This window comes from Nitrospirillum bahiense (genome assembly GCF_007828025.1).
In the GTDB taxonomy this organism is placed as follows: Bacteria; Pseudomonadota; Alphaproteobacteria; order Azospirillales; family Azospirillaceae; genus Nitrospirillum; species Nitrospirillum amazonense.
Window position 1 is genome coordinate 41,392 of record NZ_VITO01000025.1, and the last position, 13,102, is coordinate 54,493.

The window sequence follows — 13,102 nt, forward strand, 5'->3', positions numbered from 1 at the left end:
GAAGTGAAGGCACGGCATGCCCAGCCTTAAGGACCTCAAGATCCGGATCGACAGCGTCAAGTCGACGCAGAAGATCACCTCGGCCCTGAAGATGGTGGCGGCCAGCAAGCTGCGCCGCGCCCAGGAACAGGCCGAAGCCGGGCGTCCCTATGCCGAGCGCATGGGCCGCATGCTCTCCTCCCTCGCCGCCAACGTGCCGGCGGGCGCGCAGGGCCCGAAGCTGATGGCGGGCACCGGTTCCGACAAGACGCATCTGCTGATCGTCCTGACCGGCGACCGCGGCCTGTGCGGCGGCTTCAACGCCACCATCGTCCGCGAGGCCAAGCGCCAGGTCACCCGCCTGACGGGCGAGGGCAAGACCGTGAAGCTGCTGACGGTGGGCCGCAAGGGCCGCGACCTGCTGCGTCGCGAGTTCGGCTCGATGATCGTCCACAGCTACGAGAACCTGGGCGGCAAGCGCCTGGGCTTCGCCGACGCGGCCCAGGTCGCGGACAAGGTGCTGGAGCTGTTCGACGCCGGTGAATTCGACGTCGCCTCCATCATCTTCAACAAGTTCAAGTCGGCGATGACGCAGATCGTCACCGTTCAGCAGATCGTCCCGTTCGCCGTGGCGGCCACGACGGAAGAGGCCCCGGCCTCCACCGAGCCGAAGGCCATCTACGAGTTCGAGCCGTCGGAGGAGGACATCCTCAACGACCTGCTGCCGCGCAACCTTTCCATCCAGGTGTACACCGCCCTGCTGGAAAGCTCGGCCTCGTTCTTCGGCGCGCAGATGACCGCCATGGACAACGCCACGCGCAACGCCGGCGATACGATCAAGAAGCTGACGCTTAACTACAACCGCACGCGCCAGGCCTTCATCACCAAGGAGCTGATCGAGATCATCTCCGGTGCTGAAGCGGTCTGACGGCGCCACGACAACATTCGCAAGGGTCCGAGGGAGCTTACCCCATGGCTACGACTAACCAGGCGACCAACGCCGTCGGCCGTATCACGCAGGTGCTGGGCGCCGTGGTGGACGTGCAGTTCGATGCCGAACTGCCCGCCATTCTGAACGCCCTGCACACGCAGAACGAGGGCAAGACCCTTGTGCTCGAAGTCGCCCAGCATCTGGGTGAGAACACCGTCCGCTGCATCGCCATGGACAGCACGGACGGCCTGGTGCGTGGCGGCGCCGTCAGCGACACCGGCAGCCCCATCAACATGCCGGTCGGCCCGGCCACCCTGGGCCGCATCCTGAACGTCATCGGCGAGCCGATCGACGAGCGCGGTGCCGTGGCCTCCGAGAAGACCTACCCCATCCACCGGTCCGCGCCCGAGTTCGCCGAGCAGGCGACCGACGCGCAGATCCTGGTGACGGGCATTAAGGTCATCGACCTGCTGGCCCCGTACCTGAAGGGTGGCAAGATCGGCCTGTTCGGCGGCGCCGGCGTGGGCAAGACCGTCACCATCATGGAACTGATCAACAACGTCGCCAAGGCGCACGGTGGTGTGTCGGTCTTCGCCGGTGTGGGCGAGCGTACCCGCGAGGGTAACGACCTGTACCATGAGATGATCGAATCGGGCGTCATCAAGCTCGACGGCCCGGGCTCCAAGGTGGCCCTGGTGTACGGCCAGATGAACGAGCCGCCGGGGGCCCGCGCCCGCGTCGCCCTGTCCGGCCTGACCATCGCGGAATACTTCCGCGACGAGGAAGGCCAGGACGTGCTGCTGTTCATCGACAACATCTTCCGCTTCACGCAGGCGGGTGCCGAGGTGTCGGCGCTGCTGGGCCGCATCCCGTCGGCGGTGGGTTACCAGCCCACGCTGGCCACCGACATGGGCGCCCTGCAGGAACGCATCACCTCGACCAAGAAGGGCTCGATCACCTCGGTGCAGGCCGTGTACGTGCCCGCCGACGACCTGACCGACCCAGCCCCCGCCACCTCGTTCGCCCACCTGGACGCCACGACGGTGCTGAGCCGCGCCATCGCCGAACAGGCCATCTTCCCGGCCGTGGACCCGCTGGACAGCACCTCCCGCGCGCTGGATCCGCGCGTCGTGGGTGAGGAGCACTACCAGACGGCCCGCTCGGTGCAGAAGGTGCTGCAGACCTACAAGTCGCTGCAGGACATCATCGCCATCCTGGGCATGGACGAACTGTCGGAAGAGGACAAGCTGACGGTCGCCCGCGCCCGTAAGATCCAGCGCTTCCTGTCCCAGCCCTTCCACGTGGCCGAAGTGTTCACCGGCACGCCGGGCGTGCTGGTCAGCCTGGAAGACACCATCCGCGCGTTCAAGGGCATCGTGGCCGGCCAGTACGACCACCTGCCGGAAGCGGCCTTCTACATGGTTGGCACCATCGAGGAAGCCGTCGAGAAGGCCCGCAAGATGGCCGCCGAGGCCGCCTGATCGCCTGAGTAGTACCGGGACGGAAGGGGGAATCCCCTTTCCGTCCCTTATCGTAAGACGCTGAACGGAAGCCCCATCATGGCCGATAAGGTTGAATTCGAGCTGGTGTCGCCGGAGAAGCTGCTGGTTTCCCAGCCGGTCGACATGGTGGTCGTCCCGGGCACTGAAGGCTACCTGGGCGCCCTGCCGGGCCACGCCCCCCTGATCACCACGCTGAAGCCGGGCGTCATCGACATCTACCTCGATGGCATCACCACCATCAGCAACCGCATCTTCGTCGCCGGCGGTTTCGCCGAGGTGACCGAGACGCGCTGCACCGTGCTGGCGGAAGAGGCGATCGAGGTCGCGGCCCTGGATCGCGCCGCGGTGGAACAGCAGGTGAAGGACCTGGCCGAGGATGTGGCCGACGCCGCCAACGACGCCGAGAAGCGCGTCGCGGAGGCCAAGCTGCTGGTCGCCCAGGCCAAGCTGGAAGCCCTCGGCGCCGGCCCGGCCGCCCACTAAGGGTTGGTCCTGGGGAGTTAAGAGCGAATCGCAAGAGGTCCGAAGGGGGCTAGGTCATCGTGCCTAGCCCCCTTCGCCCTTAGGCAGGTACCCTAGGACGTAAGCCCAGTCCCTTGATTTAGCACAATAGTTCCCGCCTTTGGCGGGTGGGCATTTTGCCGATCGGCGGCATCGTGCTAGCTTGGCGCCGTGCCGAGCTTGGCGGATGTTACGAATTTGTGGCATACCGGCCGGTGGGGCATCACGAAAAGCCCGCCGGCTTTCTTGTTTCCGGGCGGACCTTTTCGAATTGAGTGGGGTTCGATCGTCGCAGTGGGGGCACGGCGGCAGCATCGGGCCCGTATAATGGTCATCGGATGCCGGCACCCGGAAGCGAAGGCGCCGGCCCTGGGGCACGAAGAACGGAACGCGCATGGCAGACGTCAACGGCACGGAATCTCAGGCTACGGAAAGCCGCAACGGTCATTGGACGGTTGCGGGCCTGCCCTGGGACAAGCTGGACCCGTCCAAGGTCAACCCCGATATCCTGAAGCTCATCAAGGCCGCCGCCCTGGTGGAGTACAACGGCGACAGCTACGCCGACTACCTGTGCAATGTCTTCGCCGACAACACGGAGTTCTGCCGGACGGCCCGCCAGTGGGCCGTTGAGGAAGTGCAGCATGGTGAGGCCTTGGGCGCCTGGGCCGAGCGCGTGGACCCCAGCTGGAACTTCCAGGCGGCAGTGACGCGTTTCCGCGAGGGCTACAAGATCGACATCGACGTCAGCCAGTCGGTGCGCGGTTCCCGCGCCGGTGAACTGGTGGCACGCTGCATCGTCGAGACCGGCACCAGCAGCTATTACACCGCCCTGGCCGAGGCCACGGACGAGCCCGTGCTGAAGCAGATCTGTCGCCACATCGCGGCCGACGAATTCCGGCACTACAAGCTGTTCTACGATTACCTGGGCGATTACCTGACCCAGGAGCGCCTGGGCAAGTTTGGCCGCCTGCGCATCTCCCTCTCGCGCATCAACGAGACGGAGGATGATGAGCTGTCCTTCGCCTATCACGCCGCCAACGCCGACGAAGGCGCGCCCTATCACCGCGAGACCGCCTTCGCCAATTACGTGCGCCGGGCCTACAGCTATTACCGCCCACATCATTTGGACCGCATGGTCGCCATGGTGTTCAAGGCCAGCGGCCTGAAGCCCCAAGGCTGGCTGCACGATGTCGCCTCGCGCTACGCCTACAAGCGCATGATGAAGAAGGCCGGCGTGCCCCCGCTGGCCGCCTGACGCCTCTGCCGCGCTGAAAGCAAAACGCCGCCCTGGGGGACCGGGGCGGCGTTTTTGTTTTCGCAGCGTCTGCCGGAGCTTTCCGTTGCCTGAGGGCTAGCTCAAATCAAATGCCGGAAGGCGGCGACCACCTGCACGTAGATCTCGCGCTTGAAGGGGACGATCAGGTCCACCGTCCGCTCCAGCGGCACCCATTGCCAGGCGTCGAACTCGGGATGGTCGGTTTCCAGGTTGATGTCGCTGTCCTGACCGGTGTAGCGGCAGGCCAGCCATTTCTGCTTCTGGCCGCGATACTTGCCCTTCCACGCCACGCCCACCAACTCGGGCGGCAGGTCGTAGCGCAGCCACTCGGCCGTTTCCTCCAGGATCGTTGCCTGGTTGGTACCGATCTCCTCCATCAGCTCGCGCAGGCCGGCTTCCGCCGCCGTCTCGCCCTTGTCGATGCCGCCCTGGGGCATCTGCCAGGCGCCGGGGGTGTCGCGCCGTTGGCCGACGAACACCAAGCCCTGGGCGTTCAGCAGGCAGATGCCGACGCAGGGGCGGTAGGGCAGGGTGCTGGGGTCGACCGGCTTCGTCATGGGGCGGGCTCTTCGGAGGGGAAACTGGCGGCAGACTAATCGGTGGGGCGGTTCCAGGCTAGAGTCGCCCCCGAGTCGCGGTCGCTAAAAACGCAGCCCCAATGGTGGCGGTCAGGCGTGCGCATGGCTGGGGGGCGCGGACGTAAGGATAGAACCCAAATGGCGGCCGGCGGGAACGAGTCGGCGCGATTGCTGCGGTGCTTCCGACAGGAAATATGTCAGTATATATGACCTATTTTCGGACGCGTGCATCCCTGCTTAGATGCGAGGGTAAGCCGAGGGAACATCGGCGCCGGACTTCGCGGACCCCCAGGCCGCGAGGCACCGTCCCTTGTAAAGGCCACGACCCGACCGCATCGGGTGATGGCCCGCAAGGCTAGGCAGGGGACCAGTTTCACCCGAGTGGGAGATGCGTTATGACGCTGGCCGCCGTTACCCTCGATGACAAGTACGTCCTGCGGGACGGCCGGGTCTATATGACCGGGACCCAGGCGCTGGTGCGCCTGCCCATGCTGATGCGCGACCGCGACCGGGCGGCCGGCCTGAACACTGCCGGCTTCATCTCGGGCTATCGCGGCTCCCCCCTGGGGGCCTACGACCAGGCGCTGTGGCAGGCGCGCAAGCACCTGGCCCGCCACGACATCCATTTTCAGCCGGGCGTGAACGAGGAACTGGGCGCCACCGCCGTCTGGGGCAGCCAGCAGGTCAACCTGTTCAAAGGCGCCAAGGTCGATGGCGTGTTCGGCATCTGGTACGGCAAAGGCCCCGGCGTCGACCGCTCGCTGGACGCGCTGAAGCACGCCAACTTCGCCGGCACCAGCCGCCATGGCGGCGTGCTGGCCATCGCCGGCGACGACCACGCCTCCAAATCCTCCACCCTGCCGCACCAGTCGGACCACGCCTTCATCCACGCCTTCATGCCGGTGATGAGCCCGGCCGGCGTGCAGGAGTTCCTGGACTACGGCCTGATCGGCTGGGAGATGTCGCGCTATTCCGGCTGCTGGGTGGGGTTCACCGCCCTGGCCGACACCATCGACACCTCCGCCATCGTCCGCGTGCCCGACATCACCAGCGGCGTGGTCCTCCCCGCCGACTTTGAAATGCCGCCGGGCCGGTTGAATATCCGCCTGCACGACACGCCGCTGATCCAGGAAGACCGCATGATCCAGTGGAAGCTGGACGCGGCGCGCGCCTTCGCCCGGGCCAACCGCCTGGACAAGGTCATCCTGGGCGCCGCCAAGCCGCGCCTGGGCATCGTCACCGTGGGCAAGTCCTACCTGGATGTCCGCCAGGCCCTGGATGAGCTGGGCATCAATGCTGAGATGGCCGCCGACCTCGGCATCGCCATCTTCAAGGTGGCCATGACCTGGCCGCTGGAACCCCACGGCATCCGCGACTTCGCCGAAAGCGCTGAAGAGCTGCTGGTGGTGGAGGAGAAGCGCGCCCTGATCGAGGCGCAGCTGAAGGAGCAGCTGTATAACTGGGACCGCCGCCCCCGCATCCTGGGCAAGACGGATGAGGACGGCCGGCCGCTGTTGTCGGAAAAGGCGGAACTGTCGCCCACCACCATCGCGCTCGCCCTGGCCGGCCGCATGGCCAAGCTGGGCCTGATGGTCGACCGGGTGGCGGAGCGGGTGCGGGCCTTGGAGGCGCAGCTGCGCCCCACCGCCTCGGCCAGCACCGTCGTGCGGGCACCCTTCTACTGCTCCGGCTGCCCACACAACACCTCCACCCACCTGCCCGAGGGCAGCCGCGGCTTGGCCGGCATCGGCTGCCACTACATGGTGACGTGGATGGGCCGCAACACCGACGTCTTCAGCCAGATGGGCGGCGAGGGCGTGCACTGGATCGGCCAGGCCCCGTTCGCGGGGGAGGAGCATGTCTTCGCCAACCTGGGCGACGGCACCTACTTCCACTCTGGCATCCTGGCGGTGCGCGCCTCCGTCGCCGCCAAGGTCAACATCACCTACAAGATCCTCTACAACGACGCCGTGGCCATGACCGGCGGCCAGAAGGTGGACGGCAGCCTCTCCGTGCACCAGATCGCCCGCCAGCTGGAGGCCGAGGGGGTGGAGCGCATCGTCGTGGTCAGCGACGATCCGGAGAAGTACGGCCTGGGCCAGGGCCTGCCGCCCTTCACCACCATCGAGCACCGCGACGACCTGGACCGGGTGCAGCGCGAGATGCGCGAGATCAAGGGCGTCAGCGTCCTGATCTATGAACAGACCTGTGCTGCCGAGAAGCGCCGCCGCCGCAAGCGCGGCACCTTCCCCGACCCGGCCCGCCGCGTGGTGGTGAATGAGCTGGTGTGCGAGGGCTGCGGCGATTGCTCGGCCAAGTCCTCCTGCCTGTCCGTGGTGCCGGTGGAGACGGAGTTCGGCCGTAAGCGCCAGATTGACCAGTCCAGCTGCAACAAGGACTTCTCCTGCCTCAAGGGCTTCTGCCCCAGCTTCGTGACGGTGGAGGGCGGCTCTTTGCGCAAGCCCAAGCCGGTGGGGGGCAAGGCCGACGCGTTCGAGGCCCTGCCGGAGCCGGTGCGCCGCACCCTGGACCGTCCCTGGAACATCCTGGTGACGGGTGTGGGCGGCACCGGCGTGGTCACCATCGGCGCCATTGTCGCCATGGCGTCCCACCTGGAAAGCCGGGGCTGCACCGTGCTGGACATGGCGGGCCTGGCGCAGAAGGGCGGGGCGGTCACCAGCCATCTGCGCATCGCCGAACGGCCGGAGGACATCCACGCCACCCGCATCGCCGCCGGTGGCGCCGACGTGGTGCTGGGCTGCGATATCGTGGTGGCGGCCAATGCCGACGCCCTGACCAAGATGGCCAAGGGCCGCACCCGCGCCATCCTGAACACCCATGAGGCCATCACCGCCGCCTTCGTCACCAACCCGGACTTCCAGATGAATGGCGGGTCCATGGTGGCGACCGTGGCCAAGGCCTGCGGGGCCGACGCCGTCAACGCCGTGGATGCCACCCGCATCGCCACCGGCCTCTTGGGCGACAGCATCGCCACCAACCTGTTCATGCTGGGCTACGCCTACCAGAAGGGGCTGGTGCCGGTCAGCGCCGAGGCCCTGGAGAAGGCCATCGAGATGAACGGGGCGGCGGTGAAGATGAACACCGACGCCTTCCGCTGGGGCCGTCGCGCCGCCCTGGACCAGGCGGCCGTGGAAAAGATCGCCACGCCCAAGGGCCCGGCCGCCGATCAGCCCCACCGCCGCCTGTCGCAGACGCTGGATGAGGCCATCGAGCGCCGCGCGGCCTTCCTGACCGAGTATCAGGACACGGCCTATGCCGACGCCTATCGCCAGTTCGTGGCCAAGGTGCGGTCGGCGGAGACGGCCAAGGTGCCCGGCGCCGACCAGCTGACCGAGGCCGTGGCCCGCACGCTGTTCAAGCTGATGGCCTACAAGGACGAGTACGAGGTGGCGCGCCTCTACACCCAGACCGGCTTCCTGGACCAGGTGCGCCAGCAGTTCCAGGGCGACTACAAGCTGGTCTTCCACCTGGCCCCGCCCACGGCGTCGCACACCGACCCAGCCACGGGTGAGGTGCGCAAGCGCGCCTTCGGTCCCTGGATGCTGACGGCCTTCCGCGTCCTGGCCCGCCTGAAGGGCCTGCGCGGCACGGCCTTGGACATCTTCGGCCGCACGGCGGAACGGCGTATGGAGCGCCAGCTGATCGTGGACTTCCGCGCCACGGTGGAGGAACTGCTGGCCGGCCTTGCCGAGGACAACCACGCGCTGGCCGTGGAAATCGCCGAGCTGCCGCAGAAGATCCGCGGCTACGGCCACGTCAAGGAGAAGGCCTACGCCGAGGTGAAGGCCAAGGAGGAGGCCTTGCTGCGCGACTGGCGGACCGGCACGCCGGGCCAGTCCACGCCCCTGGCGGCGGAGTAAGGATCAAGCGAAGCGGCCCGCGACAAATCTCCTGTCGCGGGCTGTCGCTTGAGGTCTATGGTTGGCGCCCTCAAGGATGCCGTTCTCAAGGACAGATCTCATGGACAGCAACACGGGCGCGGACAAGGTCACCCTGGAGGATGTGCGGGCGGCGGCCCTGGCGCTGGGCGGCCAGGTCATCGACACGCCCTGTATCCCGTCGCGCACCCTGTCGCGCATCGCCGGCTGCGAAATCTGGGTGAAGTTCGAGAACCTGCAGTTCACCGCCAGCTTCAAGGAGCGTGGCGCCCTGAACCGCCTGCTGTCCCTGACGGAGGAGGAGCGCCGGCGCGGCGTCATCGCCATGTCGGCCGGCAACCACGCCCAGGGTGTCGCCTACCACGCCGGCCGCCTGGGCATCCCCGCCACCATCGTGATGCCCGAGGGTACCCCCTTCATCAAGGTGGAGCATACGGAGAACTTTGGCGCCAAGGTGGTGCTGAAGGGTGCTGTGCTGGCGGAGGCGGCGGCGGAGGCCGAGCGTCTGCAAAAGGAACATGGCTACGTCTTCGTTCACCCCTATGACGACCCGCTGGTCATCGCCGGCCAGGGCACGGTGGCGCTGGAGATGCTGAATGCCGCCCCGGACCTGGACGTGCTGCTGGTGCCTGTGGGCGGCGGCGGCCTGATCTCCGGCATGGCGATCGCCGCGAAGGCGCGCAAGCCGGACATCGAGGTCATCGGCGTGGAGGTCACGGCCTATCCGCCCATGTACCAGGCCCTGAACAACCTGCCGGTCAGCGTGGGCGGCGACACCATCGCCGAGGGCATCGCCGTCAAGAACGTGGGCGCCACCACGCTGGAGATCGTCCGGCGGAAGGTCGACGACATCATCCTGGTGGAGGATTGGGAGGTGGAGCGGGCCGTGGCCCTGTTCCTGAACATCGAGAAGACGGTGTCCGAGGGGGCCGGCGCCGCCGGCCTGGCCGCCGCCCTGAAGCATCCGGAGCGCTTCGCCGGACGCAAGGTGGGCCTGGTGCTGTCCGGCGGCAACATCGACAGCCGCGTGTTGGCCAGCGTCATCCTGCGCCAGCTGGTGCGCGAGGGCCGCATCGTCACCCTGCGTGTGGTCATCCCCGACCGGCCGGGCGCCCTGGGCCGCATCACCACCCTGATCGGCGAGGCCGGCGGCAACATCATCGAGGCCGTGCACCAGCGCCTGTTCAGCACCGCCAACGTCAAAGCCACCGACATCGACATCACGGTGGAATGCCGCTCCGCCAACCATGCCGGCCGCGTGGTCGAAGCGCTGCGCAGCAACGGTTTCCAAGTCAAGGCGCTGGCGGGGGAATCGTAAGTTAAAATAAATGCCATGCGACAAGGTGTCGCATGTCGACAGCTGCCGGCAACTTCGCGGTGGTATTTCTGCGAACATTAACACGTTAACTTGTTGCGACTTTGCGCATTTCGGTAATACATAGGGCATACCGCAATTGATGGGTTGTGCGCCTATGTATAAGCCTGGGGGAATAGTCACTTCGGTAAGCGCCGGTCGGCTTGTTTTTCTTGCTGCGTTCGCTGCGTCTCTGGCGGGATGTGCTACCGCCCCGTCTGCCCCCAAGGCGATCGCCCCGCCCGTGGCGGCGGCTCCTGCAGCGGCCCCGGCCCCTGCGGCCGACGTCAAGGTGCTGAAGCGCAAGGTCGCCATTGGCCGCTTCACCAATGAAACCCGGTACGGCAAGGCGTTGCTGACCGCCGACGAGATTGATCCCCTGGGGCGGCAGACCAGCGACATGCTGAGTGCCCGCCTGGTGGAATCCGGCAAGTTCCTGGTGTTCGAACGTCCTGACCTCAACCTGGTGCAGAACGAGCAGCAGTTGCAGGGTGGCACCGGCAACATTGTGGGTGTCGACGCCCTGATCGTGGGCTCCCTCACCGAATTCGGGCGCAGCACCGAGGGTGAGGCTGGCTTCCTTTCCAACACCAAGAAGCAGGTCGCCCACGCCAAGGTGGAGATTCGCCTGGTGGACGTGAAGACCGGCCACGTCTTCTTCTCCGCTACCGGCACCGGCCAGGCGGATGTGGAGAACGGCACGGTGATGGGTTTCGGCAACCGCGCCGGCTACGACAGCACGCTGAACGACAAGGCCATCGGCGCCGCGATCTCGGATGTGCTGAGCCGTGTGGTGGGTAAGCTGGAGGAGCGGCCCTGGCGCAGCGACCTGCTGAAGGTCGAGGGCACCAGTGTCTATATCAGCGGCGGGGCCCGCCAGGGACTGAAGCCCGGCGACCACCTGCAGGTGATGAAGGCCGGCGACAAGGTGCGCAGCGCCCAGACCGGCTTCGACATCGAGCTGCCGCCCACGCCGGTGGCCGACGTCGTCATCGACAGCACCTTCGGCGACAACGAAACCAACGAAGGCTCTGTCGCGCACGTTGTCGGCGGCGGCATTCCCGCCGGCAAGACCGCCGGTCTGTTCGTTGCTGCGTCGAAGTGAGCCCGGCTGCCATGGGGAACAACATGAAGCGCTTATCGCCGTTGGCCGGCCTGCTGGCCCTGGCCGCCTGCACGGCTCCGGTCACTACGGTTAAGACCGTGGACAGCAGCCCGCACCTGGCGGTGCAGAACGCGTCGGTGACGGCCGTGCTGATCGTGGATGGCAAGTCCATGGGGGCGGCGTCGGCCTATGATGGCGCCAAACAGTTCCTGACCCTGACCACAGGTACCCACCAGGTGGAGGTGCAGGACCAGGGGCGGCGCGTCTATGCCGAGACCATCTATCTCGGCGACGCGGTCACCAAAACCATAACGGTTCCTTGAACGGGAGAGGAATGATGAAGAAGGGCGGCATTCTGCTGCTGGCCCTGGCGGGTGCGGCGCTCAGCGCCTGCGCCTCCGGGCCGAAGTACAATTGGGGTGAGTATTCGTCCGGCCTGCTGGACTACTACCAGGATCCCAAGACCGAAGCGGCCTATGTGAAGGATCTGGACACCATCATCACGACGCCGGACCCCAAGGGCAAGAAGGTGCCGCCCGGCATCTATGCCGAGGCCGGGTACATGGCCATGCAGAAGGGTGATACGCAAAAGGCGGTGGACCTGTTCAACCGCGAAAAGGCCGCCTGGCCGGAGTCCGCGTCCTTCATGGACAAGGCCATCGCCAACGCCAAGGCCGGCACCAAGCCGCAGCAGCAGGTCTCCGCCGTTCCCGTCAGCTGACCCGACCAGGTCGCTGAAACCCTATTCCGAGGGATTTCCCCCTATGCTTAAAGTCGCTTTGCGCCGGACGGCCGTGGCCGCCCTGTTGGCGCTGACTGCGGCCTGCGCCCACAAGCCGCCGCCCAAGGACTACACCGCTTATCGCTCCGAGGACCCGCATTCCATCCTGGTCATTCCCGTGACCAACAAGAGCACGCAGGTGGACGCACCAGATAACTTCCTGGCCACCTTGGCTGTGCCCCTGGCGGAACGCGGCTACTACGTGTTCCCTGTCAACATGGTGAAGCGCACCATGGAGGACGACGGCCTGGGCGATGCCGACATGGTGCGCGCGGCCGACCCTCGCCGCCTGGCCAATCTGTTTGGTGCCGATGCTGTGCTGTACGCGGAAATCGAGAACTGGGACGCCAGCTACATCGTCGTCTCCGCGTCCACCACGGTGCGTGTCCACTACACGCTGAAGAGCGGCAAGACGGGCGAGACGTTGTGGGATCAGACCACGACTGCCGCCTACAGCCAGGGCGCTGGTGGCATCGACCCCATCAGTCTGCTGGTGGGCGCGGTCAAGGCGGCCGTCGAACGGGCGCACCCGAGCTACATTCGGGTGGCCAATTTCGCCAATGCCCAGGCGGTCAACACGCCGGATCAGGGCCTGCTGCCCGGACCCTACGACAAAGGCTACAAGAAGAACTGACCTTCCGGAATCAGGCGCATGTGCGAAGGGCGGCTGAGTCATTCCGGCCGCCCTTATCATTTCCTGGCCCCGAGAGATGTCACCCCCGCTGCCGCGTGATCTCGATCCCGGCGGAGGCGGCGTCGGGGAAGACGTCCAGCTTTTCCACCCGCACGGTAACGCTGTGCACCCGGCCATCGGCCAGCAGGCGCTGGGCCACCGTCTCGGCGAAGGTTTCCACCAGGTTCAGATGGCCCTGGGCCGCCAGCTCGCGGACGATGGTGACGCCGTCCTCGTACGACACCACGTCGGCGATGTCGTCGCGACGCGACCCCAAGCGGTCCAGCACCATCATATCCAGGTTCACGCGCAGGCGCTGGGCCTTCTGCTTCTCATGCTCATAGATGCCGACGGTGGCCATCACCACCAGGTCGCGCACGAAGATGCGGGCCAGCGGCGGGGGATTGGTGACAGCCGGGGAGGCGGACTGCACGGATACGGCCTTGGCCGCACCGCCGGTCACTTGGGCGAAGAGCTTATTCATAGGGCTCCTCTACCACCCCGGCCGGGTGGCGGGAAGGGC

Annotated in this window: 12 protein-coding genes; 10 read left to right on the plus strand and 2 right to left on the minus strand. The window is 66.6% G+C overall.

Features of this window, described 5'->3' with window-relative positions; genetic code table 11:
• Positions 1-16 precede the first annotated feature (16 nt).
• The 4 genes from FBZ88_RS25960 (at position 17) to FBZ88_RS25975 (ending at position 4,168) form a co-directional block, all read left to right on the plus strand.
• Complete coding sequence (locus FBZ88_RS25960; RefSeq protein WP_145619928.1) at positions 17-907, plus strand: F0F1 ATP synthase subunit gamma; 891 nt, start codon at positions 17-19, stop codon at positions 905-907.
• Positions 908-951: 44 nt separating this feature from the next.
• Positions 952-2,391 (plus strand): F0F1 ATP synthase subunit beta, encoded by a 1,440-nt coding sequence (atpD, locus tag FBZ88_RS25965; RefSeq protein WP_145619929.1) that lies wholly within the window; start codon positions 952-954, stop codon positions 2,389-2,391.
• Between the two features lie 78 nt (positions 2,392-2,469).
• Complete coding sequence (locus tag FBZ88_RS25970) at positions 2,470-2,895, plus strand: F0F1 ATP synthase subunit epsilon (protein WP_145619930.1); 426 nt, start codon at positions 2,470-2,472, stop codon at positions 2,893-2,895.
• A gap of 412 nt (positions 2,896-3,307) precedes the next feature.
• Complete coding sequence (locus FBZ88_RS25975; protein WP_246138863.1) at positions 3,308-4,168, plus strand: acyl-ACP desaturase; 861 nt, start codon at positions 3,308-3,310, stop codon at positions 4,166-4,168.
• 101 nt (positions 4,169-4,269) lie between these two features.
• Here the strand turns inward: FBZ88_RS25975 and FBZ88_RS25980 are convergent, their stop codons facing one another.
• Positions 4,270-4,746 (minus strand): RNA pyrophosphohydrolase, encoded by a 477-nt coding sequence (locus tag FBZ88_RS25980; protein ID WP_145619931.1) that lies wholly within the window; start codon positions 4,744-4,746, stop codon positions 4,270-4,272.
• A 416-nt stretch (positions 4,747-5,162) separates the two neighbouring features.
• On the opposite strand from FBZ88_RS25980, the gene FBZ88_RS25985 reads away from it, so the two are divergent.
• The 6 genes from FBZ88_RS25985 (at position 5,163) to FBZ88_RS26010 (ending at position 12,540) form a co-directional block, all read left to right on the plus strand.
• Entirely contained in the window at positions 5,163-8,648 is a 3,486-nt protein-coding gene (locus FBZ88_RS25985; RefSeq protein ID WP_145619932.1) for an indolepyruvate ferredoxin oxidoreductase family protein, read from the plus strand.
• Positions 8,649-8,748: 100 nt separating this feature from the next.
• Positions 8,749-9,984, plus strand: a complete 1,236-nt coding sequence (locus FBZ88_RS25990) for a threonine ammonia-lyase (RefSeq protein WP_145619933.1) — start codon at positions 8,749-8,751, stop codon at positions 9,982-9,984.
• Between the two features lie 280 nt (positions 9,985-10,264).
• Positions 10,265-11,125, plus strand: coding sequence for a CsgG/HfaB family protein (locus FBZ88_RS25995; protein ID WP_145619934.1), 861 nt, complete (start codon positions 10,265-10,267; stop codon positions 11,123-11,125).
• A 23-nt stretch (positions 11,126-11,148) separates the two neighbouring features.
• Positions 11,149-11,448, plus strand: coding sequence for a hypothetical protein (locus tag FBZ88_RS26000; protein WP_145619935.1), 300 nt, complete (start codon positions 11,149-11,151; stop codon positions 11,446-11,448).
• Between the two features lie 11 nt (positions 11,449-11,459).
• Positions 11,460-11,846: a DUF4810 domain-containing protein gene (locus tag FBZ88_RS26005; protein WP_145619936.1), complete on the plus strand. Its 387-nt coding sequence runs from the start codon at positions 11,460-11,462 to the stop codon at positions 11,844-11,846.
• Positions 11,847-11,889: 43 nt separating this feature from the next.
• Complete coding sequence (locus FBZ88_RS26010; RefSeq protein ID WP_040842819.1) at positions 11,890-12,540, plus strand: DUF799 domain-containing protein; 651 nt, start codon at positions 11,890-11,892, stop codon at positions 12,538-12,540.
• Positions 12,541-12,619: 79 nt separating this feature from the next.
• On the opposite strand, the gene folB is transcribed toward FBZ88_RS26010, so the two are convergent.
• Complete coding sequence (gene folB / locus FBZ88_RS26015) at positions 12,620-13,063, minus strand: dihydroneopterin aldolase (RefSeq protein ID WP_145619937.1); 444 nt, start codon at positions 13,061-13,063, stop codon at positions 12,620-12,622.
• Between the last annotated feature and the right edge of the window lie 39 nt (positions 13,064-13,102).